A 24,543-nucleotide genomic window follows, 5' to 3' on the forward strand; every position below is an offset into this window, starting at 1 on the left:
ATGATTCGTCATCTTTATTAGCTACGACGTCCGCCGCGACCTCCACGTTTTCCTTCAGTGTTACGTTTTAATGAAGTTAGTCGATCATCACTATCTTTCAAAAATGAACTCATCAATGAATCGAAGTCTTCTTTCGTATTTGAAGGCTGACTGCGAGAGAAAGATTTTTTAGGTGTTGAGCGAGTACGATTTTCTCGAGGTTCCTTATTTTGATGTTGAAATTTCTTTGCATTATGACTTGTTTCTTTACCAGCGCTTTCTGGTTGTTCTTGTGCTTTACGAATGGATAATCCAATTTTTCCGTCATCACCAACAGATGTAACTTTTACTGTCACCTCATCGCCAACACTTAATACATCATGAATATCTTTTACAAAACCGTTCGATACTTCACTGATATGGACTAAACCTGTTTTACCAGAACCTAAATCAATAAATGCACCAAAATTTGTAATACCTGATACTTTTCCTTGCAGTTTTGCTCCTACCTCGATTGACATAAAAAAAATGTTCCTCCTATTTATTACCCAATTTATATTCCTGCTTATTTTGCAGTTGTAGAACTCGTTGATTGGTTTGTTTCTTCTGTTGAACTGCTTGTATTAGATTCTAATACTGGATAGACTTGCTCGCCTTCTTTGGAATAAAAGAATTTGCTTCTGGCAAGCTTTGCGACATAGTCGTCATCCTTCAGCAGCGAGACATCTGATTTTAATTGCGAGACGTCTGCTTTGACTTCTTTCATTTCCGTGGTAGCTTCGACTTTTAGCTCAGCTAGTTTATCTAGACGTTGCATATCTCGGAAAATCTGCACACCAATGATTGAAAAAATGACCAAAGCGCCTAATAAGATGACCGCTAACCGACGTCTGCGAAAAACGAGCTGACGTTGTTGCTTTTGAAACTCAGCGTATTTTTTCTTTGTGTAATCTGTATCTAACGCAGCAATTTTATTGCTTTTTTTTGCCACTTGCTTTCGCTCCAATCTGTTTTGGCTTGTCTTTTCTATTATACCAATATCAATAAAGCTTGTCTAATCTATTAATTTACGTTTTCTGTTCTTGTTTCTGAAATAATTTCGTACATTTTTTGTGCATCTTCTTTTTTGGTTGACTCATGAAGTTCATTGACTTTGATTTCCATTGTCTTGTTCCCAAATTGGATTTTTAAGACATCGCCAACTTTTACATCACTTGAAGATTTTGCTAACTTGCCATTTACTTGAATTCTTCCTTTATCAGCCACTTCTTTTGCTACAGAACGTCGCTTGATAATTCGAGAAATTTTCATAAATTTATCTAATCGCATAAAATATCCTCACTTTTTCTTGAATTTTTGATTGAATCGTAGAATTTTTTTACCAAAAGGCAACAACAACCACTCACGAATGGTAAAAACTTTCAACGAGATGACCGCAAAGACAAATGTTAATCCGCCAATTGCGACACCGATAAGACTAATGAGTAATGCACCCGACCGATGCATGACCGGTCCAACAATCACTTGGATTACTCCATAATAAATAAATAGAACAAAAATCATCCAAGCTAAACTTTGTAACAATTTTTTGCCAAAAGCCCGCTCTTTCCAAAAGGCATTCACCTCAGTTGTTTCTATATGAATAAAATACCAAAGAGTCACTACTAAACCAAGTAAGGTTGATAGACTTGCCCCAATCGTTCCAAACCATTGTGTAAACAATGCTGTTGTTAATAATTTTACTAATAGTCCCCAGCCAGCACCTTTCAAGGATGGACGAAAAGAATTCTTACTTTGCGCAATACTTTGGTAAGCTTGGATCACGGCGGTTAAGACAATTGCAAACACAAACAGCACTAAAGTCGCATTTCCTGCGTAGTCTTTAAACAACGCATAGTTGATATAAGGTAGTAACATTGCTAACCCGACGGAAGCCGCCAAAGCTAGTGCCGTCGTTAACCGCAGATACATCTTAGCAGTCTTCACAAATTGTCCATAAACAGCATCTGCTAAATATCTAGTCAACGTCGGTAAAAAAGTGGCACTCAATGCCGTTGCAATAACTAGCCCTAATTGTACTAATGGCTGGCCACGATCGTAGACTCCTTTAGCTATTTTAGACGCATGTTCACTCAAACCATAGATTTGCAACGCATTCTTTACAAAAAATGAATCAATTAATTGAAAGAAAATCAATAATCCACTGTAAATCGAAACTAAACCACCCTCAACCAAGAAACGACGTATCAGCCACTTACTTGGTTGCGAGAAAATAGGGAAGCTTCGAAAGCGCATTGCCCCTCCATGAATTTTTTGTTCATAATAATAAAGAACAAGATACGCGCATAAGCCACCTACTACGGCACCACTCATTGCAGCAGTTCCCGTTTCGTAAACATCCCAACTATACTGTTTAAACGCAAATGCACTGAACACGATAATCGACACGCGAACAATTTGTTCCACAACTTGTGAGATAGCCGTTGGTTCCATCAAAAAATGCCCCTGAAAGTTTCCTCGATAAAAAGACAAACCAGGCATCAATAAAAAGGTGAAGGAAACAACTTCAATCAAAGGTTTCAGTTGATAATCACCCATCATTTGTGCTAAAACGCCACTAAATAACCAGACACCTAACCATAAACAAACACCTGTCCAAAAAACTAAGGGATATAGTTCTTTTAGTGCTTCCCGTTGTTTTAATGGTTCTTTTTTTTCTGCAACATATTTTGAAATAAATTGTGGTAACCCCGATAGTGCCAAGGCCATCGCAATGCCATAAATCGGATACACTTGTTGATAAACATAAAATCCTTCATCACCAACTAAGTTTTGAAGAGGAATTCGATAAAGTGCGCTTAAAACTTTAGCAATAAAAGAAGCTACGGTCAAAATCACCGCTCCTTGCATCACTTGACGCATTTCTTTGTGGTCCAAGGGAATCGCTCCTTCCTATACCGACAAATATTTTTGTTGTCGCAATGCTTTAACAAAACGTTGGATTTCTAATAACCAAACAGCTTCACTCATTGTTTTAGGAATGGTTAAGCGGATAACCATTTTTTCCTTTTCAACACCTAAACCTGCTTTCAACGTTGTTTCACTTAACGCCTCAAACAATTGTTCAACAGAATAGCGTTTCGTACCAACCTTACTTAGCGTGAAAATTACTGTTTCTTGTTGCTTACGCATCGTTTCTAATAAGGCACGATCACCATCCATTTTCAATTGTCCAACTGTTAATAGATGAGCAACTTCTTCAGGATACTCACCAAAACGATCCAATAGATCATCTTCAAGCTCGTCCAACATTTCTTGTGATTCCAGCTCCCGAATCCGCTTATAGATTTCAATTTTTTGACGTTGATCTGAAACATAAGTATCTGGTAAGTAAGCATCCACACCGAGGTCGATCTCCACAGTTGTTTTTTCAACTTGATTATTTTTTCCTTGTTTACGAGCGACAGCTTCACTTAACATTTGTGAATACATATCAAAACCGACTGCATCGATAAAGCCATGCTGTTGCGCACCTAATAGATTACCAGCACCACGAATAGACAAATCACGCATCGCAATTTTAAAGCCTGATCCTAGTTCTGTAAAATCCTTGATTGCTTGCAATCGTTTTTCACTAACTTCATTGAGAATCTTTTGTGGTTCATACATGAAGTAAGCATATGCCACTCGATTGCTTCGCCCCACTCGGCCACGTAGCTGATAAAGAGTTGATAAACCCATATAATCGGCATTTTCAACAAATAGCGTATTTGCATTTGGAATATCCACGCCTGTTTCAATAATTGTGGTCGTGACTAACACATCATATTGTCCTTCAACAAAATCAAACAACGTATTTTCTAATTGAACTTCCGTCATTTGACCATGAGCGTAACCAATTCTCGCTTCCGGAACTAACTCTTGGATTTCTTCAACTTTTTGCTCAATGGTTTCCACTCGATTATAGAGATAAAAAACTTGACCGCCGCGTCCCATTTCACGATGAATCGCTTCTCGAATTGCTCCAGGATTCTTCTCCATAACATAAGTTTGAATTGGGTAACGATTTGCCGGCGGTGTTTCAATCACCGATAAATCTCGTACACCCAACATCGACATATGCAACGTTCTCGGTATTGGTGTCGCTGTTAATGTCAATACATCTACTTGCGCCCGAAGTTGTTTCAACCGTTCTTTGTGCTTCACGCCAAATCGTTGTTCTTCATCAATAATCAATAAGCCTAAGTCACTAAATTCAATATCTTTTGATAAAATACGATGCGTTCCGACAACAATGTCTACTTGTCCCGTACGCAATTGTTCAATCGTTTCTTTTTGTTGCTTTTTCGTTCGAAAACGGCTCAGCAAGCCAATATTAATTGGAAAACCTTCAAAACGTTCTAGCATTGTTTCATAATGTTGTTGTGCAAGAATGGTCGTGGGAACTAAAAATGCCACTTGTTTGCTTTCCTTCACAGCTTTAAAAGCAGCTCGCAAAGCAACTTCCGTTTTACCATATCCTACATCACCTACCAGCAGACGATCCATTGGTTTTTCTTTTTCCATATCACGCTTGATTTCCGAAGAACTACGCAGTTGGTCATCTGTTTCAGAATAAGGAAATGCTTCTTCAAATTCTTTTTGATACCCATCATCTGGCCCAAAAGCATAGCCAATCTCGGACTCTCTGGCTGCGTATAATTTGATTAGATCATCCGCGATATCTTCGATTTTAGAAGATACTTTCCGCTTGGTTTTCGTCCACTCACTACCACCCAACTTATTGATTCGTGGAGCTTTTGATTCAGACGCAACATATTTTTGAATCAAATTCAACTGAGTGACAGGGATAAATAATTTGTCGTCATTTTGGTATAAAATCGTCATGTAATCTTGATGAACGCCATCGACTTCGAGCGTTTCCATCCCGATATATTTTCCGATCCCATGATTCGCATGAACAACATAATCGCCAGCTTTTAATTCGTTATAACTCTTTAAACGTTCTGCATTCGTAACCGTTTGGCGACGAGCTCGTTTTTTCGTTGTCTTTTGGAAAATTTCTTTTTCGGTAATGACCACGATTTTTCCTTGTGGCAATTCAAAACCATTTTGTAGTGCCCCTTCAACTAATTGCACTTGTCCGACGATTAGCTCATCATTTGCCGTTTCAATGGCTAAAATATCGTCATCGCGTAATAATTCTTCTACTTTACGAATTCGTTCCTTGGTTGGAATATAAATCATGACTGTCTGCTTTTGTTTGCGCCAACGATCAATTTCCGTTTTCAACAACGGCATTTGACCAAAAAATTGCTGCATCGTCCGATATTGAAACGAATAAATGGCGTGAAATTTCAAATTGCCCATTCCTTTTTGGAACAAAGCAAAAAAGGTTGTCGAAAACTGTTCTTTTTGAATCAATTTATGAACATCTGTAACAAAACTCTGTTCTGAAAAAACACGAAGTTCACTAATTTTTTGTGTCTGCCATTCAGCTGCTTCTCGTTCAATTTCTCGATTTGTTTCCATCATCCTTGGATAATCATCCACCATCAAGAAGCTATCAGAGTGAAAATAATCTAAAATCGTGGTTGACGTTGGATACAGCAAATCAGCGTAAAGCTTTGCCTCTTCCGTTGGTATTCCCGCTTGCCAGTTTGACAAAATTTGACCGAAATAGTCCTGTAAAAATACTTGATCGACTTTTTCAGCAGTCGTTGCTACTCTTTTTTCAAGTAATTTTTCTAACTCTTTCATTCCATGTTCCAGATCAGTTCCTGTGTAGATTTGCTCTGATGTTGGCGAAATCCAAATCTCTTCCGTTGGTCCAATAGAACGTTGTGTCTCTGCTTCAAAGTAACGCATCGAATCAATTTCAACATCAAACAACTCCACCCGTACAGGATGTTCCATCGTTAAAGGATAAATGTCAACAATACTTCCGCGAATACTAAATTCACCGGGTTTTGCAACCATTTCTTGACGTTCATATCCCATCAGGACTAATTGGAGCGGTAGATTTTCTACATTAATTTCATCGCCAATTTTCCAGTTGAGTTGTGCATCAACCCAAGCATTCTTACTCGGTAATCTTTTGTGTAATGCAGCAACTGGCAAAAGATAAATTCCTGCTTGCTTTTCCTGCAATGCATTTAATGTGGCTACTCGCTCTGCTCTTGCTTCTGGCGAAGAAAAAGCCATTTCCGCAGACAAGACTTCATCTACTGGAAATAGATGAATGTTGTCTTGATAAACGACGTGTTGCAAATCTTCCGCTAATTGATTTGCGTAATATAAATTTGGTAACAAAACGATTATATTTTTATTCGTTTTTTTGAAAACGTGGGCAATCAGTAATGTTTTAGCAGATCCTGCTAGCCCAGTAATCAATTGCCGTGGCGTATTTGCTTCTAACTGAGCCACCCATTCTTTTACTTGAGGTTCTTGACCCACTAATTGAACAATATCCATTTCGCTTCTCCTTCTTAGTTAAACTGATTCATTGTATCAATAAATGAATGCCCATCGAGAACAAAATTGATTGCTTGAACCGATTGATGAATACTTTCTTCTATTAAAGGTTGTGTTTCTTTACTAAAAGGACTAAGCACATGTGAAACCACCGTCTTTTTACCTTCGGGTCGACCAATCCCAACTTTTACACGATTAAAAATATTCGTATCCAAGTGAGAAATGATACTTTTCATTCCATTATGTCCGCCGGCACTTCCCTTTTGGCGTAAACGAATCTTTCCGACTGCCAAATCTAAATCATCATATACAACAATTAACTCCTCTGGATAAATACCAAAATAAGTCATTAACGGTCCGACCGAACGACCTGATTCATTCATGAAAGTTTGCGGTTTTACAAGTAAAATCTTTTCTCCCTTGTAAAAGAATTCTGCAACTTCCGCTTCAAAGGTATTTTTTTTAAATGTCGCTTGATGCTCTTTTGCAAGACGATCAACAACCATAAATCCAATGTTGTGTTTTGTTTGTTCATACTTCGTTCCAGGATTACCTAATCCTACGATCATTTTCATTTATTTATTCACCTAATTCTAAAGAACACAAAATGCTGGACAGCTAATCAGCAGTCCAGTTAAAAGGTTCATTCTTCTTTTTTATTTTTAAAAACAGTATAACACATAAACAGCTGTTTCGACTAAAACAGAATGTTTAATAAATGATAAAAATATTAAAAATTTCTTCAAAACTTAATGAAATCATTGGTTTCAAGAAATAGTGAAATAACGCACATGTAAGCTTTTACATATGATACAACCTTGTTATCTGTTATATTTCCTAGTCAAATAGCGTGACAGCAAGGCTGATCCGTGTTAGCATAGTCAAGGGAAAAACAAATCAATGGAAGGATTGATACACATATGACTGCAACTGCAGAAATTAAAGATCACAAAAAAGTTATTCTTGTTGGAGACGGTGCCGTAGGTTCTAGTTATGCTTTCGCTCTAGTGACTCAAAATATCGCTCAAGAAGTTGGAATCGTAGATATTAACACAGCTAAAACTGAAGGAGACGCATTAGACTTAACTGATGCTCTTGCTTGGACACAACCTAAAAAAATCTACTCAGCTACTTATGCAGATGCACATGATGCTGACCTTGTAGTTATCACTGCTGGTGCTCCACAAAAACCAGGTGAAACTCGTTTAGATTTAGTAAATAAAAACTTAAAAATTAACCGTGACGTTGTTACACAAATCGTTGAATCAGGTTTCAATGGTATTTTCTTAGTTGCTGCTAACCCAGTTGATATCTTGACTTACTCAACTTGGAAATTCTCTGGCTTCCCTAAAGAACGCGTTATCGGTTCAGGTACATCTCTTGACTCAGCTCGTTTCCGTCAAAAGATTGCTGAATTAGTTGACGTTGATGCTCGTAACGTCCATGCTTACATCCTTGGCGAACACGGTGACTCAGAATTCCCAGTTTGGTCACACGCAAACGTTGCTGGACTACAAATTTACGAATGGGTTAAAAATAACCCAGAAGTAGATGAAGAAGCATTAGTAAATATCTTCTTCGGCGTACGCGACGCAGCTTACACAATCATTGAGAAAAAAGGCGCTACTTTCTATGGTATCGCAGTTGCATTAGCTCGTATTACTCGTGCCATCCTTGATGACGAAAATGCTGTATTACCTTTATCTGTTTACATGGAAGATCAATATGGATTAAACGACATTTATATCGGCGCACCTGCTGTTATCAATGCTCAAGGTATCCAAAAAGTTATCGAAATTCCATTATCTGATGCAGAACAAGATCGTATGAATGCTTCAGCTAAACAATTAAAAGAAATTTTAGACCAAGCATTCGCAAACTTAGAAGACTAATTGAGTGCTTCTTCGTTAAAGTGAAACTTGTAGCCGGGACAATGTATGTCTCGGCTTTTTTATTATTTTGAAATAATTATCAAAAAAGATTTTGTTTAATTTTTTCCATAATGAATATTTAAACTTCGTCTTTTTAAATAAATTATGCTATGATGAACTCGATATGCACCCTATTCTATTATTCAAGGAGTTATCGTTCTATGACAAGATCTTCCCAACACAAAAAAAAGATACACATTGGCATTCTTTCAGCACTTGGTGTTCTGTTGATATTAGTCAGCTTTTATACCTTCCGCAGTACATATTACACAAGTCACTTCTTACCTCATACTGAGATCAACGAAATTGATGTAAGTAATATGACTGTTGATCAGGCAAACAAGAAATTAAAAGACACTTACTCTAATACAACTTTAGCAATTGAAGAAAATGGTAAAGTTTGGCAAGAAATCGCTAAATCAGAATTAGGTTATCGCGATGATTTTTCAGATGATTTAAGTAAACTCTTATCCAAGCAAAACGGTTGGACTTGGGGGATGACTTATGTTTCAGCAGCTGAAAAACAAGAAATTGATCCTGTTAGTCAAGATCATTCAAAACTAGACGCTACAATCGATACGCTGACAACAAAGCTAAATGATTTAAATAGTAATCGAAAGCAAACACAAGATGCTACCATCAAAAAAACAGATGACGGCTTCGCCATTACACCTGAAGTTAACGGTGATTCAATTGACGTAGACGCAACCGTAAAAGAAATCAAAGAAGTTGCTGCTACAAATGAAAAGCAAATCGACTTGAATGACTTTAAGCAAAAAGCTAAAGTTACTGCTGACGACAAAGAGCTAAATCAACAATTAACAGCTATGAACAATATTGCTAAAGTCAAAGCAACTTATAGCATTAATGGACAAACATTCCAAATTCCTACAAACGATTTAGCTAGCTGGCTGATTTATTCAGACGGCAAAATTGATTTAGATACTGACAAAATGACGCAATATGTGACTGAGCTAGGTCAAGAATATAATACAAGTACAAATGATACCGTGTTTAACAGCACAAAACGCGGCGAAGTAAATGTCCCAACAGGAACGTACAGTTGGACCATTCAAACAGAAGATGAAGTCGCAGCTCTAAAGAAACAAATTTTAGCTGGTCAAGATTTTACTCGCTCACCGATTGTTCAAGGAAGCACAACTGCTGATCATGCTTTAATTGAAGATACTTACATTGAAGTTGATTTACAAAACCAACACATGTGGTACTACAAAGATGGCAAAGTCGCACTTGAAACAGATATCGTTTCTGGTAAACCAACAACTCAAACCCCTGCTGGTGTCTTTTACGTTTGGAACAAAGAAACTAATTCCGTTCTAAAGGGAACCAACGATGATGGCACGCCATATGCAAGTCCTGTAGATTACTGGATGCCAATCGACTGGACCGGCGTCGGAATCCATGATTCTGACTGGCAGCCGGAGTATGGTGGCGAGTTATGGAAAACTCGTGGCTCACACGGTTGTATTAATACACCACCAAGTGTCATGAAAGAATTATTTGGAATGGTCGAAGTAGGTACGCCTGTTTTGGTATTCTAATACTCAAAAAGGAGTCAACGAACAAAATGTTCGTTGACTCCTTTTTATTTTTACATTTCAGCAGAAGTAAAGACCTCTGAGACATCATCGTCGTCTTCCAATTTATCGACTAGTTTATCTAATTGTTCGCGTTGCTCATCTGTTAATGAAATCATCGTTTGGGGAAACATTGTCAATTCAGCCTGGACAAAAGTAAATCCATCTTTTTCTAATTGATCACGAACAGCTACAAAATCTTCAGGTGCTGTGTAGATTTCAAATACTTCAGCTGAAGTTTGCAGATCTTCCGCTCCAGCTTCTAGCACATCTTCAAACATTGTCTCCTCATCTACTGCTAATCCTTCACGTTGAATGACCAAATAGCCCTTACGATCAAACAAATAATTAACGGACCCCGTTTCTCCCAAAGATCCTCCATTACGTGTAAAAGCTACGCGAACATTGGTTGCTGTTCGATTTCGATTATCTGTCAACGCATGTACCAAGATCGCTACGCCACCTGGACCGTACCCTTCGTACGTAATTTCATCATAATTTGCTTCATCTGCCGCAGTTGTCGCTTTTTTGATGGCACGTTCTACATTATCATTTGGCATATTAGCCGCTTTTGCTTTGTCTACCACTAAACGTAGTGCAGGATTCATTGTAGGATCAGACCCACCTGATTTTGCTGCCATATAGATTTCTCGTGAAAGTTTTTGAAAAATTTTACCACGTTTTGCATCTTGGGCATTTTTTCTTCCTTGAATATTGTGCCATTTACTGTGTCCTGACATTTCTACTCCTCCTTTATGTTCACACTAATCATTTTAGACCCTCTGACAAAAAAAGCAATCTTCCAAATTTACAATTTCTTTTTCCAGCCTTTCACCAAAATACACAATAAAACAGCCGTCAATGCACCCATTGAGTCAAGCATCACATCTTGAAACATTGGCGATCTACCACCGGTCATCATTTGATGAAACTCATCTAGACCAGCATATCCTGTCGCCGATAACCATGCTAAAATTCCTGTTAACCACCAAATTTTTAGCTTAGGAAACACACCTAAGAACAAACTACCCCCTAGAATAAAATATGTTCCAAAATGAGCTGCTTTTCGGATAAAAAACTCTACAAATTTGAAATAGCCTAAATGCTCAATACTCACTTCGCTTCCGCCATAATCAAAGCGAATCGTTGCGAATGTTTCTTTAAATGGCTGTGAAGAAAGCCAGCCTTCTAATCTAGAAACTTGTGACTGCTCTACATACGTTTGCGATGAACTATAAAATAATACAGCTACAATCAGCAAAGCAATGACCAAATAAAAGTTTCCATTTTTCATTTGTTTTTGGATTGAATTCATAAGTCACCTCTCCTACTTATCTTAGCTTTTTTTTTCGGAAACGACAATCTAAAAAAAGACTTCTTCTACTAGATAATGCTATACTAAATGTTGAACAAAAAATTGAAGGGAGATTTTTTATGAACTATTCATTAAACTGGGATCTTGACTCCATTTTTTCTGGGGGAAGCAATTCTTTAGCCTTAAATGAGCGTATGACTGAGCTTGAATCACAGATGGAAAACTATTATCAATTAGTTGGGAATTGGGAATTCACACCAGAAGACTTTGAACAACTACAAACCATTTTACAATTACAAGCAAAAATTTCTGATGGATTCACTCAATGTGACAGCTACATCACTGCACTATTATCTGCAAATGTAAACGATTCACAAGCGAAAATTTTATCTGGAAAACTTTATGCACTTCTTCCTCGACTACAGTCAGCAGAAACTGTCCTTTCGACAAAATTTGCAAAAATAAATGAAGAACACTGGCAAACACTAATCACAAATTCTAATTTTCAACTACTTGCGTTTCGTTTAAATGAACTTCGTCGTGATGGTGCGCAATTATTATCAGAATCCGAAGAAAATATTATCAATACATTATCACTTGATGGGTTAAACGCTTGGAGTAGTCACTACGATACCATCGTTGCCAGCATTAAGATTCCTTTTACTCAAAACGGTGAAACAGTTGAACTTTCCGCTGGACAAGCATTCAATAAAATGATGAGTGATCCTGATCAAGAAATTCGTAAAACATTATTTATTGCTTGGGAAACAGCATGGAAAGAAAAAGCACCCCTATTTGGCGATACACTAAATCATTTAGATGGTTTCCGTCTCTCTACTTATAAGCTTCACGGCATTACTGATTATCTGCAAAAACCGTTAGAATACAATCGTTTGAAAAAAGAAACGCTTGATGTTATGTGGTCAACGATTGAGAAAAACAAACAACCTTTAGCAGACTATTTGACCCGAAAAGCAAATCTTTTTGGCAAAGAAAAAATGGAATGGCAAGATCAAGATGCACCAATCATTTTAGGCGACCTAGAAGAAAAAACATTTACCTTTGATGAAGCTGCGGCGTTTATCGTCGAAAACTTTAAAAAATTCAGCCCTAAAATGGCTGACTTTGCTCAATCAGCATTTGAAAAAAGTTGGATTGAAGCGGAAGATCGCCCAGGAAAACGCCCAGGTGGTTACTGTACTGAATTACCTGAAACAAAAGAATCAAGAATTTTCATGACTTATAGCAACTCTGTAAATGAGGTTGCTACCTTAGCACATGAACTTGGTCATGCCTTCCATAGTAGTACGATGTGGGATCTTCCTTCATTAAATCGTGAATATGCTATGAATGTAGCGGAAACTGCTAGTACTTTTGCAGAACTGATTGTAGCGGATGCAACCTTGAAAGCTGCAAAATCCAAAGAAGAACAAATCAATTTACTAGATACTAAGTTACAAAATGCGCTGGCAATGTTTATGAACATTCATTCACGTTTCATTTTTGAAAACAGTTTTTATACTGCTCGTCAAAAAGGATTAGTCTCTGAAGAAGAAATAACTTCGATGATGATTGACGCGCAAAAAGAAGGTTATCAAGATGCCTTGGCTAGTTACCATCCATATTTCTGGTCAGCAAAATTACATTTCTTTATTGATGATGTACCATTTTATAATTTTCCGTATACATTTGGCTATCTATTCAGTATGGGAATTTATGCTTATGCTAATCAAAAAGGCACAAATTTTGAACAAGAATACATTGATTTACTAAGAGATACAGCTTCAATGACTACAGAAGAGCTAGCTAGAAAACATCTTGGTGTTGATCTAACAAAACCAGATTTCTGGCAAGCCGGAATTGACATGGTTTTAGAGGATATTCAACAATTCATGGAATTAACGGAAGAATTTGTTCAATAATTCTTTTAACACAAAAAACCTGAACGACTTTTCAATCCAAAAAGTTGTTCAGGCTTTTTATTTAAGTAAAAAAAACAAAAAAGAGTTAGGCATCAGCCCAACTCTTTTATTTTTTCAATTAAAATTACATGCTAACTGCAAAGTCAGGTGCAAACCATTGAACTGAGCCAACTTTTACACTTTCACCTGGTTGAGGTGCATGGATGTATTGTCCGCCACCTAAAGCAATTGCTACGTGGTAAGTTCCACCAGCTGAACCCCAGAATAATAGGTCTCCTGCTTTAGCTTGAGAAACTGAAATTTTTGTTCCAGCTTGTTCTTGAGGAACAGTATAGCCACCGATGTCACGACCAGTTACTTGTAAGTATACATAGCGTGTGAAACCTGAGCAGTCAAATCCTGATGGAGTTTTTCCACCCCAAACATATGGTGTACCAATATATTTGTAAGCTTCTGCTACGATAGCTGAACCATTAACAGATGATGAACCACCAGTTGATGGAGGTGTAACAGGTTTAGATGGTGTAGTTGAACCATCGTTACCAGTATTTGAGTTTCCATTACCAGTACTTGGTGTTGTTGGTTCTTGAACTACAGGAGCTTCTGAAGAAGAATCTTCTGTTACAGGAGCTTCCGGTGTTGTTGATTCTTCAGGTGCTGAAGTTTCAGGTACTGTAGACTCTTCAGGTGTTGAAGTTTCAGGTACAGTTGATTCTTCAGGCGTTGAAGTTTCAGGTGTTGTTGACTCTTCTGTTGCTGAAGATTCAGGCGTTGTTGATTCTTCTACTACTGAAGAATCAGATGTTGCTGCTTCTGAAGATTCAGATACTACAGTTGATTCAGTAGCTGTAGATTCAGAAACTGCTGTTTGTGCAGCAGCTTGAGCTTCTGCTTGTTCACGTGCTTCTTTTTCAGCTTTTTCTTGAGCTGCTTGTTGACGTGCTTGTTCTGCTAAACGTTCTTGTTCGCGAATACGAGCTTGTTCAGCTTCTGCTTCTGCTTTTTGGCGATTTAAATCAGCTTTCTTATCTTCAGCAGTTGCTTGTTCAGCAGCTAATGAAGTTTTCATTACGTTTAAGTCAGCTTGTGCAGATAAAAGATCACCTTTTTGAGCTTCTAAAGCTGCTTGGTTTTCAGCAAGTTCTTGTTGTTTTTGTTTGTTTTCAGCTTGTTTGTCTTCAACAGCTTTTTTATCTTCTTTTTGTTGTTCAATTAATTCATTGTTTGCTTTAACGATTGTTGTCATCGCATGAATACGACCAACAGCATCTGCAAATGAGTCTGCATCCATTACAGCATCAATGTAATTTGAGCTTGTATTTTTCACTTGTGCTTCACGCGCTTGATTTTGAATTGTATCTTGGCGTTTTTCAATACGTTCTTGTAAATCTGCAATTTCTTTTTCTAATTGTGCAGATTCATTACGTAAAGTTTCTTGTTTTGATAATAAATCTTGAGCTTGTGTGTTAATATCAGTAACTTGACTTTCCAAAGCATCAATTTGTGATTGTGCATCTAATTGTTGGTTTTGTAGGTCTGCAATTTTCTTATCTTGTTGTTGGATCTGTGAATCGAAATCATCTGCCGCGGCAGCGATCGGTGATGCTACGGCAGTTAAAGTCATTGAACAAACCATTACTGCTGATAATAAACTCTTTTTCACTCTTCATTCCTCCGACTGGCTTAATTTAATAAATATCTAAAAATATTTAAGTCTTTCTTAACGATAAGAAAATTGTACCATAGCTGTATGTCAGCGATATAATAGTTATGTTACAAAAATATTTCAAAATACATTTATAAAATGACAAAATTGTTAGAAAAGGAAATAGAAACAAAAAAAGAAATTATTCATCACTGAATAATTTCTTAAATGGAAATACAAAAATAGCAAAAATAATCATGTTCAACAGCAATGTTGGGCCTAAAAACTGGGTAATAAAATAATTCTTATTCACTATCGCAAGTTTAAAAATCAGCTGAATAATTAACGTAAATAGTTCATATCCAGTCACAAAAATAATCATACTAAAAAATTCGGTAAATATATTTGTATGAATGATTTGACTCATTGAGTACATGATAAAAACAATTAAGGGAAGTGCTACCGCATAAATACCAATTACACCAATATAATACATATCAAAAATGGCACCTAAGACGATTGTCGTAATTAACAGATATCTTTTTGAGAAGCTTAGGCTACAAAATAGTAATGCCAGAATCAAAAAATGCGCATTTGCCATGTAGACACCTTTTGTCCACTCACCTAAAACTCTAGTTACCTGCCCATCCAAAAGCATAAGAAAGAACAGAATAACAGGTAGGTAATACTTCATCGTTTCTTTTTTCAGCATAAGCTACTCATCCTCCACTAATCGTTGGATGATTGTGACAACTGATAAGTCATACATCTGTGCATAAGGTTTGATATAAACTTCTCGATCTAAACCGTTACTGTCAGGTTTAACTTTTGTAACTGTCCCGATTGATAAGTTAGCAGGTGAATTACCTCCTAAACCAGATGTCTGTACAACATCGCCTTCCTTGATGTCTGTATCACCAGTCAATTGTGTTGCAACCAACGCTTGGTTTGCTTCATCATATCCTTTGAGCAATCCAAAAGCATTCCCGTTGGCAGAATTAATTTTTACCGGAAAATGATCTGAGCTTTCATTAGCTGAAGTTAATAACTCAACTTTGGAAGAAGCTGCATTTACCTCAACTATACGTCCAACTAAACCTTTTTGTGACATAACAGCCATGTTTGGTTCGATACCATCTCTTGAACCTTTATCAACAGTCAACATGTCTTGCCAACTATCAGGTGAGCGAGTAATAACGTTGGCAGTGACTTTCTCATAACTGGTTAATGTTTGATTCAAATCAAGTTCTTTCTTCAATGATTCAATTTCTTTTTGATAATTTTTATTTTGCTGTGCTACTTCATCATAACTATCTAAACGCTCTTTTAGTCGCTCATTCTCAGAATAAGTAGAAAATAAATTATGCACAGAATTCACACCATTTCCGACCCATCTTGCTGGTGCGAAAACAGCTTTGTCAATAATAGCAACACTGTCATTGACAACAGATTGAAATATATTAGTTTTTCCTTCATTTGCTCGTTGAGCAGCCGTTACACTTAAAATCGTCACCACAATAATGACAATAATCAACGTAATAATAATATTTTTATTGGGATTGAACTTCTTCACAAAGACACCTCGAATTAATTAGACTCTTGTTTTTAATTTTAGCACTAAACACCTTGAAACAAAAGGCAAGTTACTTCTCTTAATCTTTTTTTAGCAAATCTTTTTCACTATGCTTGCTTTAGTTATTCAAGTGTCCACGTTTGTGAAATTCTAGCCAAAGAAGTTCCTTAATCTTTGCTTTGAATTACAGCTATTACACCCGTTTCAAATGAAAATTTAGCTGTATCAGAAACAAATTCATTACTTGCATACGAAGTTGGCTGAGTAATAGTTGCATTTTCTAACTCATATTTGCTTTCTTTGATATCCAGATGGCTGACGGGCGTCAAACAGCAATAAGCCAAGTATTTCATTTCTGGTATCTTTTTGATTGAGTAGCTGCCTGGCAAGTAATAACTCAAATTATTTTGACGATCTGCCAAAGTCAAATGCTGAATATATGGCTGAAACCTTGGCTCCAGTCCTAACCACAAATTAGATAATAAATGATCCAAACGTCCACCAGTCGCACCTACTAAGGTATAATCTGCATCGGGATAGCGCTCGAATGTAGACACTAATGCTAATTGCGTGTCAGTATCGTCTTTTTCTGCTGGCGATTGAATAACCAGCTCTGCTTGTGAGAAAACATAAGTACGTTCTTCCTCATTTAACGAATCAAAATCACCTACAGCTAGTTCCAAAGAGAATCCTTGTTGCAATAAATATAACGCTCCACGGTCAATGCCAACATGATAGTCATACTCAGAGCCTGTTATCTCTGGCCATTCTTGTGGTGCTCCGCCTGCTGCTAATAAAATTTTCATTTTAGCTCAAAGCCTCTTTGAGTTGATTAATTTGATGGATTGGATTTTCAGAGGCATAGATGTAAGATCCTGCTACAAAAACATCTGCTCCTGCCTCTTTACAAATTTTCGCTGTTTCCGGAACGATTCCACCATCAACTTCGATTGCGTAATGATAGCCATTTTCTTGGCGAAGCAAGTCTAATTCAGCAATTTTAACAACAGTTTCTTCAATAAAGCTTTGACCGCCAAAACCAGGATTTACCGTCATGACCAAGACCTGATCGACTATAGATAACACATGCTGAATTGCTGAAACTGGTGTACCAGGATTGATTACCACACCAGATTTCACTCCTAGATCATTAATCATTTGAGCAGCACGATGAATATGTGGTGTTGATTCAGCGTGAACAGTAATGATGTCGGAACCAGCTTTTGCGAAATCTGTAATATAATTTTCTGGATTTACGATCATCAAATGAACATCTAAAGGCAATTTAGTCACTGGACGGATTGCTTGGACAACATTTGGTCCTAATGTAATGTTTGGTACAAATTGACCATCCATAACATCGACGTGGATGTAATCTGCTCCACCTTTTTCTACTAACTCAATATCACGTTGTAAGTTGGCAAAGTCTGCACTTAAGATTGATGGTGCTAATTTCATTTCATTTCCCCCTATTTTCTTTTGCTCTCTTTTTTATAAACAGGTCTGCGCTTTTCAACTTCTTGTAGAAATTGCAAATAGTTATCATAACGCGTTTGTGCAATTTCGCCATTTTCTACTCGGCGTTTGACCTCACACCCCGGTTCTTTCGCATGCATGCATTCACGGAAACGACAATGTGCAGACGCCTCAACAAATTCCGGAAATTGTTTTGGTAGCTCCGTTGCTTCAATCGTCAGAAAGTCAATCGAGCTAAAGCCTGGTGTATCAGCAACCAATCCATCATACAACGGAATCAATTCAACATGACGCGTAGTATGCTTCCCTCGACCAAGAGAATCTGAAATTTCTGCTGTTGCTAACTGTAATTCTGGCGAGATTTGATTAAGTAAAGTCGACTTGCCTGCCCCCGATTGCCCCATAAAAACAGTTAGCTGCTCTGGAAAGTAACGAATTAATTCATCTGTATCTCCTGATTGCTTCGGTACTATAACTGGATAACCAATTTTTTCGTAGGTTTCTTTAATCTCTTTAATTTTGGGATCATTCGGTGCTAAATCTGTCTTTGTTAGAAAAATAATTGGTCGAATCATTTCATACTCAAGCATCACTAAAAAGCGATCAAGTAAATTCGCTGAGAAATTTGGTTCAACTAAACTGGTTACGATTACACCTAAATCAACATTCGTCACCGGCGGTCTTACTAATTGATTTTTTCGTGGCAAAATTTCCAGCAAATAACCATCTGTTTTATTTTCACTTTCAAAAATGACTTGGTCACCAACTAATGGACTAATTTTTCGATTACGAAAATTTCCTCTTCCTCGTGTTTGGTAGGTTTCCCCATCGGCATAAACATAATAAAAACCACTGATTGCTTTTCTAATTTGTCCTCTGATTTGTGCCACCTCCGTTTTTTATTTATTTTAACACAGGAAAAAGAATTCTTATGCCTTTACAAGTAAACTTATTAAACTCTAGAAAATTTATTTTTACATTTTTCTACAAAAAAAGAATTATGTCATTAGTTTTTCACTAACAACATAATTCTTTTGTGCTTAGTTAAGTCACATGTGGTTACTCTTGTGATTTATTTTCTTCCTTTGATTCTCCTGTTGTCTCTGTCGTTTCTTTTGTTGAACTACTTGATGAATCTTTTTCTGAAGAAGCTTTTGCTGGATCTGGTCCCTTGGAGTAAACAACACTCACGATATCACCTTTAGCAATACTTGCTCCGACACCTGGATTAGTACGAATAACTTTATCCTTGTCGACAGTATCTGAGTATTCAGAAGTTTCATGTCCAATGTATTCAGCGCCAATCCCAGATAAATAATTTTGTGCTTCACTCTTTGAATAGCCTGAAATATCATTTAGACGACTTGGTTTTTCCTCAGCTCCTTGGCTGACTACAAAACTAACAGCTGTTTCTGCTGCCGTGAATTCGCCTGACCCGGGATTTTGACTAATAATATTTCCCGCAGCTATCGTATCGCTATAATCATAGCTCACGCTAATATTCGATGCTAAAAAGCCTGCAGATATCAACGTACTATAAACTTCATCATAGTTTTCGCCTGTATGATTATACAAATAAACTGGTTCCGCTCCCTTGCTCACTTTGAAAGTAATTATATCAGAATCCGGATCAACTTCTCCGTCCGCAGGTGTTTGAGAAATAATTGCACCCTTCTCAACTTCAGAACTATATTCTTCTTCCGACTTAATTTGGTTTTCTGAAAAACCTAATTCAATTAAATTTGCTTTTGCTTCATCGTAGTTTACGCCAGCATAATCTTTTAATTTGATTTTTTTCGAGCCACTGCTTAAATATAATTTTACTTCGCGATTCCTTTTCACAGTTGTTTTTGCTGCAGGATCTGTTTTAACCACATTTCCTTCTTCAATTTTGTCATCAGCAATTTCTTCTGTCTCGCTCGCTACTTTTAGATTCGCGTTTTCTAACACCGTTCGAGCCGCTGCTTCCGTTAAATCTGATACATCTGGTACTTCCACTTCGCCTCGACCACCAGAAGCAAAAAATACGCCTGCGCCGATGCCTAAGCCCAGTAAGACCAGAATGAGTAAAATCCACCATTTTTTTCGTTTTTTCTTTGGTTTTTCTTCCTCTTCTTCTGGCTGATGATTTGGTTGTTCCCACACGTCATGCTCATCTGGTAAACGCATCGACTTGAACGAATCTGGCATTGGTGAGTCTGCATCAATCGGTGTCAGCACTTTGGTTTCATTCAGCATAGCTTGCGGTTCCCACTTTGGTTCATTCGCACGCGCAGGTGAAAGAACCGTTGCTAAGTCTTCATTCATTTCATCCGCAGTCAAATACCGATCCGTTGGTTCTTTGGCAGTTGCTTTCAATACAACATTTTCCAATGCCTGTGGCGCTCCCGGATCAATCGCTTTAATCGAAGGTAGCTCATCTTGAAAATGTTTCAAGGCGATCGTTACTGCTGACTCACCGTCAAATGGCACACTACCTGTCAGCATTTCATAAAGAATGATTCCAAGCGCATAAATATCGGACTGTTTCGTAGCCATACTTCCTCTTGCTTGTTCAGGTGACAAGTAATGCACGGAGCCTAACATTGTATTCGTTTGAGTAATTGATGTTTCAGATAATGCAATCGCAATTCCAAAATCAGTAATCTTCACGACACCTTCATGGTCAATCAAAATATTTTGAGGTTTTAAATCGCGATGGATGATTTGATGATTATGAGCCAAAGAAATCGCTGATAAAATTTGTTGCATAATATCAACAGCTGTCTGATATGGAATTGGATAATGAGTTTGGATGTATCGCTTGAGATCCATTCCCTTCACATATTCCATTACTAAATATTGCATACCAGCTTCTTCACCAACATCATACACACTCACGATGTTTGGATGAACCAATTCAGTTGCTGCTAAAGCTTCTCTTTGGAATCTGCGGATAGCAGTTTTGTCGTTTTGAAAGTCAAACCGTAAAACCTTGACAGCTACATCACGGTCTAAGATTAGGTCATGAGCCAAGAAAACATTTGCCATTCCGCCACTGCCAATATTGCCAGTGATTTGGTAACGTCCATTTAATTTCTTACCTAACTCGATCATGCACAGTCCTCCTTGTACTCAATAAGGAGTGCAGTAATGTTATCAGCGCCACCTGCCTCGTTTGCACGATCGATCAATTCTTTTACTTTATCCGTAAGCGAACCGGCACCATCAATAATTGACCCAATCATTTCTTCTGACAACATATTAGTAAGTCCATCTGAGCAAAGTAATAATCGATCACCCAATTGCCAAGAATAAGTTGCTACATCTACTTCAACTGTTCCCGGCATTCCTACCGATCGTGTCAAAATATTTTTTCTTGGATGGTTCACTGCCATTTCTTGACTGATTTCACCAGATTTGACCAGTTCATTCACTAATGAATGGTCTTCTGTTAACTGCTTTAATTGGTCTTCACGTACTAGATAAGCACGACTATCCCCAACATTTGCAATCGTAAATCTTGTTTCTGACAGAGCTGCAGCAACAATGGTTGTCCCCATACCATTATATTCTGGCTTTTCTTGCCCTCGCTGATAAATTTTACCATTTTCATTTTGGATTGTTTGAATAAACCACTGGGCAATTTTTTCACTATCTTTTAGTGCTTGTCCTTCCCAGTCAGCACCCAAATTGGTCACAGCCATTTGACTGGCAATATCACCAGCTCGGTGCCCACCCATTCCATCAGCTAAAACTGCCAGTTTGATTCCTTCTTGATTAGTAAATACACTCGCATAGTCTTGGTTGGTATTACGGCGTCTTCCTACATCTGATTGAAATTCAATTTGCATTTCTTCACCTCATTACTTTTTACGCAAACAACAGATAAAAAAGCCATCTGTATTAAATTGATGTGGATACAAAGTTAACATTTTATCTTCGATTGATGATTTTAGCACAGGACTCACTAAAACATCAATCCTTTCAAATTCAGGATGTCGTTTTAAAAAGGTCGAAATGACCCCTTGATTTTCATCAGCTAGAATGGTGCAAGTGCTATAAGTCAAGATTCCTGACGATTTTAACGTAGGAGCACAGCTTTCCAAAATTGCTAATTGAATTTTAGGTAAATTTTCTAAATCTTGTGGATTTTTTTTGTAGCGAATGTCTGGTTTCCGACGCAATAAGCCTAAACCAGAACATGGTGCATCAACCAAAATACGATCAAATTGTTCTGATTCAAAAGTTTGTTGTACTTCTCGTGCATCCATTTTTTGTGCAAAAACTGCTGACGACACATTTAAGCGAGCAGCATTTTCGTCAATTAGCTTTACTTTATGATCATGAACATCAAGAGCAATCACTTCGCCACCACATGTTGAATCTAAAAATGTTGCAATATGCGTTGTTTTACCGCCTGGCGCAGCACATGCATCCAGCACATGATGCTCTGGCTCAATTTGCATGGCTGGTGCAACTAGCATGGAGCTTTCATCTTGGACAGTTAGCAACCCATCATGAAATAGTGAACTCGAAGCTAAATGACCTTTTTCAGCAACAACACCATAAGGGCTAACTTGGCTTTCTTTCACAGAGATATCTTCTTCATTCAAAACAGTGATTGCTTGTTCACGTGACAAGCGACGAACATCCACTCGTCCACTTGCATGGCTTGATTCATAGAGTGAATAACCTAGTTTTTCTGTTTCTTCAAACCCAATTTGATCAATAAAACGTTGAGCCAGCCAAACAGGTAGACTGATTTTCACTGCCAATCGCTCTACGGGATCTTTGATTGTTTCTACGTCAGGTTTTCCTTGGCGTTGATAACTTCTCAATACGCCATTCACGAATTTTCCTGTTCCGGGGTTTCCTTTTATTTTCGCAATTTCCACAGCTTCGTTCAAAATCGCATGGTCTGGAACCTTGTCTAAAAATTCCAGCTGATAAACAGACAACAACAGCAATGTTTTGACCCATTCATCTACTTTTTTTGCTTTAGCAATAAAAGGAGTAATATAAAATTCAAGTAATAATTGATGACTAATCGTTCCATAAACAAGTTCTGTAAATAGTCCGATATCTTTTGGATTAAGCTTTCCTTTGTTAATCATTTCGTTTAATAAAAGATTGGAGTACGCACCACCTTTAGAAACTCGTTCTAAGGTCATTAAAGCCATGTAGCGTACAGATTTTTTCATACTGTTTGGGATTTTTGTCATTATTTCACCTGCTGTCCAACCATTACATGCTGGCCGCTACCATTTAGAAATGCTTGAATGGTTTGCTTCCCTTTACCTGCAGGTTGTAATTCTTTGATTGCTAATACCGTTTGATTGCCACACGCGATCCAAAGGTTCTTTTTATCTTTGCGAATGATTGTACCGGGAGCTTCGGTTGTTTCCTCTGCAAGTGGCTCCACATTTAGTAATTTCCAACGAACATCTTCATACGTTGTAAATGCGATTGGCCAAGGACGCATCCCGCGTACTTGATTATCAACTTCTTCAGCTGTTTTATTCCAATCGATTGCTTCTTGTTCTCTTGTAATGTTAGGAGAAAAGGTCACTTTTTCTTCATCTTGAGGAGTTGGTGTTAAGCTACCATCTAAAATACTTGGTAATGTTTTTAATAAGAGTTCTTTTCCTAATAAACTCAATTTATCAAACATTGTTCCAACATCATCTTGTTTGGTAATGGGCAAGCTTTCTTGCGCAAAAATGCCACCAGCATCCATTTTTTTAATCATTTCCATAATGGTGACACCTGTTTCTTTTTCACCATTGATAATCGAATAATGTACAGGTGCTCCTCCACGATATTTAGGTAATAAAGAAGCATGGACATTGATTGCTCCATGTTTAGGAACTTGAAGTAATTTTTCTGGTAAAAATTGACCGAAGGCAGCCGTAATCAAAATATCTGGTTGTAATTCAACGATTTTTTCCATTTCTTCTGAGCCAGAAATCTTTTCTGGTTGTAGTACGAGCAAATCGTGCTTCAATGCTGCTTCTTTGACGGGCGTTGGTGTAATCACTTTTTTTCTACCAACTGGTCGGTCAGGCTGTGTCACTACAGCTTGAACTGTATAGCCAGCTTCCAATAATCCCTCTAGTATTGGGACGGAAAAAGCTGGTGTTCCCATAAATACAATATTAGTCATTCATGTGCTCCTCCATATATTTTTCAAGTTCTTCTTCAGGAATTTGTTCAATCATTTTTTCAACAAACAAAACACCGTTTAAATGATCGATTTCATGTTGAAAGGCTCGTGCTAAATAGTCGAATGCCGTTACTTCCATTTCTTGACCTTCACGATCAAAATAGCGAACAGTCACCTCGTCTGCACGTTTCACAGTCCCATAAACATGCGGGATACTCAAACAACCTTCCACATCTAAGCTTTCTCCTTTTGCCTCAATAATTTCAGGATTGATCAATTCAAATTTGTCCCCTTCATCAACTTCAACGATTGCTAAACGAAGATTTTTTCCTACTTGCGGTGCTGCAATACCAATACCGTCCATCGCAACCATTGTTTCATACAGGTCATCTAGTAGGGCAACTGTTTCATCTGTGATGACATCGATAGGTTGAGCTGTTCGTTTTAATTTATCATTTGGGTGAATCAAGATTGGGTAGCGCATA

Annotated in this window: 22 protein-coding genes; 3 read left to right on the forward strand and 19 right to left on the reverse strand. The window is 37.6% G+C overall.

Going from position 1 to position 24,543, the window contains the following annotated elements:
• Positions 1–17: 17 nt before the first annotated feature.
• From IGJ76_RS12105 to pth, 6 genes are all read right to left on the reverse strand, one after another.
• Complete coding sequence (locus tag IGJ76_RS12105; RefSeq protein ID WP_067484728.1) at positions 18–500, reverse strand: S1 domain-containing RNA-binding protein; 483 nt, start codon at positions 498–500, stop codon at positions 18–20.
• A gap of 44 nt (positions 501–544) precedes the next feature.
• On the reverse strand, positions 545–970 hold the full coding sequence (locus tag IGJ76_RS12110) for an FtsB family cell division protein (protein ID WP_067484725.1): 426 nt from the start codon (positions 968–970) through the stop codon (positions 545–547).
• Positions 971–1,041: 71 nt separating this feature from the next.
• The gene (locus IGJ76_RS12115) at positions 1,042–1,308 is read right to left on the reverse strand and encodes an RNA-binding S4 domain-containing protein (RefSeq protein ID WP_067484722.1); all 267 of its coding nucleotides are present in this window, start codon (positions 1,306–1,308) and stop codon (positions 1,042–1,044) included.
• A gap of 9 nt (positions 1,309–1,317) precedes the next feature.
• The gene (locus IGJ76_RS12120; protein WP_083571974.1) at positions 1,318–2,916 is read right to left on the reverse strand and encodes a putative polysaccharide biosynthesis protein; all 1,599 of its coding nucleotides are present in this window, start codon (positions 2,914–2,916) and stop codon (positions 1,318–1,320) included.
• Between the two features lie 15 nt (positions 2,917–2,931).
• Positions 2,932–6,453 carry a transcription-repair coupling factor gene (gene mfd, locus IGJ76_RS12125; protein ID WP_430596643.1) on the reverse strand — a complete coding sequence of 1,174 codons (3,522 nt, stop codon included), beginning with the start codon at positions 6,451–6,453 and terminating at the stop codon, positions 2,932–2,934.
• A gap of 14 nt (positions 6,454–6,467) precedes the next feature.
• Entirely contained in the window at positions 6,468–7,028 is a 561-nt protein-coding gene (gene pth / locus IGJ76_RS12130; RefSeq protein ID WP_067484716.1) for an aminoacyl-tRNA hydrolase, read from the reverse strand.
• A 345-nt stretch (positions 7,029–7,373) separates the two neighbouring features.
• Between pth and IGJ76_RS12135 the strand changes: the two genes are divergently transcribed.
• Together IGJ76_RS12135 and IGJ76_RS12140 are read left to right on the forward strand one after the other, a co-directional pair.
• A complete protein-coding gene (locus IGJ76_RS12135) occupies positions 7,374–8,345 on the forward strand; it encodes an L-lactate dehydrogenase (protein WP_067484713.1) in 972 nt (323 codons plus the stop codon).
• 200 nt (positions 8,346–8,545) lie between these two features.
• On the forward strand, positions 8,546–9,946 hold the full coding sequence (locus IGJ76_RS12140) for a L,D-transpeptidase family protein (RefSeq protein WP_067484712.1): 1,401 nt from the start codon (positions 8,546–8,548) through the stop codon (positions 9,944–9,946).
• Between the two features lie 50 nt (positions 9,947–9,996).
• Here IGJ76_RS12140 and IGJ76_RS12145 read toward each other — a convergent pair whose 3' ends face one another.
• The gene (locus tag IGJ76_RS12145; RefSeq protein WP_430596644.1) at positions 9,997–10,722 is read right to left on the reverse strand and encodes a YebC/PmpR family DNA-binding transcriptional regulator; all 726 of its coding nucleotides are present in this window, start codon (positions 10,720–10,722) and stop codon (positions 9,997–9,999) included.
• A gap of 68 nt (positions 10,723–10,790) precedes the next feature.
• Positions 10,791–11,297, reverse strand: coding sequence for a VanZ family protein (locus IGJ76_RS12150; RefSeq protein ID WP_071869029.1), 507 nt, complete (start codon positions 11,295–11,297; stop codon positions 10,791–10,793).
• Positions 11,298–11,416: 119 nt separating this feature from the next.
• Between IGJ76_RS12150 and IGJ76_RS12155 the strand changes: the two genes are divergently transcribed.
• Entirely contained in the window at positions 11,417–13,219 is a 1,803-nt protein-coding gene (locus tag IGJ76_RS12155; RefSeq protein WP_430596645.1) for a M3 family oligoendopeptidase, read from the forward strand.
• A gap of 124 nt (positions 13,220–13,343) precedes the next feature.
• Here the strand turns inward: IGJ76_RS12155 and IGJ76_RS12160 are convergent, their stop codons facing one another.
• From IGJ76_RS12160 to def, 11 genes are all read right to left on the reverse strand, one after another.
• A complete protein-coding gene (locus tag IGJ76_RS12160) occupies positions 13,344–14,882 on the reverse strand; it encodes an NlpC/P60 family protein (protein ID WP_270608426.1) in 1,539 nt (512 codons plus the stop codon).
• A gap of 184 nt (positions 14,883–15,066) precedes the next feature.
• Entirely contained in the window at positions 15,067–15,576 is a 510-nt protein-coding gene (gene mreD, locus IGJ76_RS12165; protein WP_067484702.1) for a rod shape-determining protein MreD, read from the reverse strand.
• A gap of 3 nt (positions 15,577–15,579) precedes the next feature.
• A complete protein-coding gene (mreC, locus tag IGJ76_RS12170) occupies positions 15,580–16,437 on the reverse strand; it encodes a rod shape-determining protein MreC (RefSeq protein WP_067484700.1) in 858 nt (285 codons plus the stop codon).
• 167 nt (positions 16,438–16,604) lie between these two features.
• Positions 16,605–17,243, reverse strand: a complete 639-nt coding sequence (locus IGJ76_RS12175; protein ID WP_218657987.1) for a thiamine diphosphokinase — start codon at positions 17,241–17,243, stop codon at positions 16,605–16,607.
• 1 nt (position 17,244) lies between these two features.
• Entirely contained in the window at positions 17,245–17,895 is a 651-nt protein-coding gene (gene rpe / locus IGJ76_RS12180; protein WP_218657988.1) for a ribulose-phosphate 3-epimerase, read from the reverse strand.
• Positions 17,896–17,906: 11 nt separating this feature from the next.
• The gene (rsgA, locus tag IGJ76_RS12185; RefSeq protein WP_067484694.1) at positions 17,907–18,803 is read right to left on the reverse strand and encodes a ribosome small subunit-dependent GTPase A; all 897 of its coding nucleotides are present in this window, start codon (positions 18,801–18,803) and stop codon (positions 17,907–17,909) included.
• 169 nt (positions 18,804–18,972) lie between these two features.
• Positions 18,973–21,009: a Stk1 family PASTA domain-containing Ser/Thr kinase gene (gene pknB / locus IGJ76_RS12190; protein ID WP_218657989.1), complete on the reverse strand. Its 2,037-nt coding sequence runs from the start codon at positions 21,007–21,009 to the stop codon at positions 18,973–18,975.
• Positions 21,006–21,746 (reverse strand): Stp1/IreP family PP2C-type Ser/Thr phosphatase, encoded by a 741-nt coding sequence (locus IGJ76_RS12195; RefSeq protein WP_086270507.1) that lies wholly within the window; start codon positions 21,744–21,746, stop codon positions 21,006–21,008. The genes pknB and IGJ76_RS12195 overlap by 4 nt, the downstream gene beginning before the upstream one ends.
• A gap of 12 nt (positions 21,747–21,758) precedes the next feature.
• Positions 21,759–23,117: a 16S rRNA (cytosine(967)-C(5))-methyltransferase RsmB gene (gene rsmB, locus IGJ76_RS12200; RefSeq protein ID WP_349702673.1), complete on the reverse strand. Its 1,359-nt coding sequence runs from the start codon at positions 23,115–23,117 to the stop codon at positions 21,759–21,761.
• Positions 23,117–24,058: a methionyl-tRNA formyltransferase gene (gene fmt, locus IGJ76_RS12205; RefSeq protein ID WP_430596646.1), complete on the reverse strand. Its 942-nt coding sequence runs from the start codon at positions 24,056–24,058 to the stop codon at positions 23,117–23,119. Before fmt ends, rsmB begins: the two co-directional genes overlap by 1 nt.
• Positions 24,051–24,542: a peptide deformylase gene (gene def, locus IGJ76_RS12210; RefSeq protein ID WP_067484760.1), complete on the reverse strand. Its 492-nt coding sequence runs from the start codon at positions 24,540–24,542 to the stop codon at positions 24,051–24,053. Before def ends, fmt begins: the two co-directional genes overlap by 8 nt.
• Position 24,543: the final 1 nt, after the last annotated feature.

Origin of the sequence: Enterococcus sp. DIV0175 (assembly GCF_050529075.1) — a bacterium.
Lineage (GTDB): Bacteria > Bacillota > Bacilli > Lactobacillales > Enterococcaceae > Enterococcus_B > Enterococcus_B thailandicus.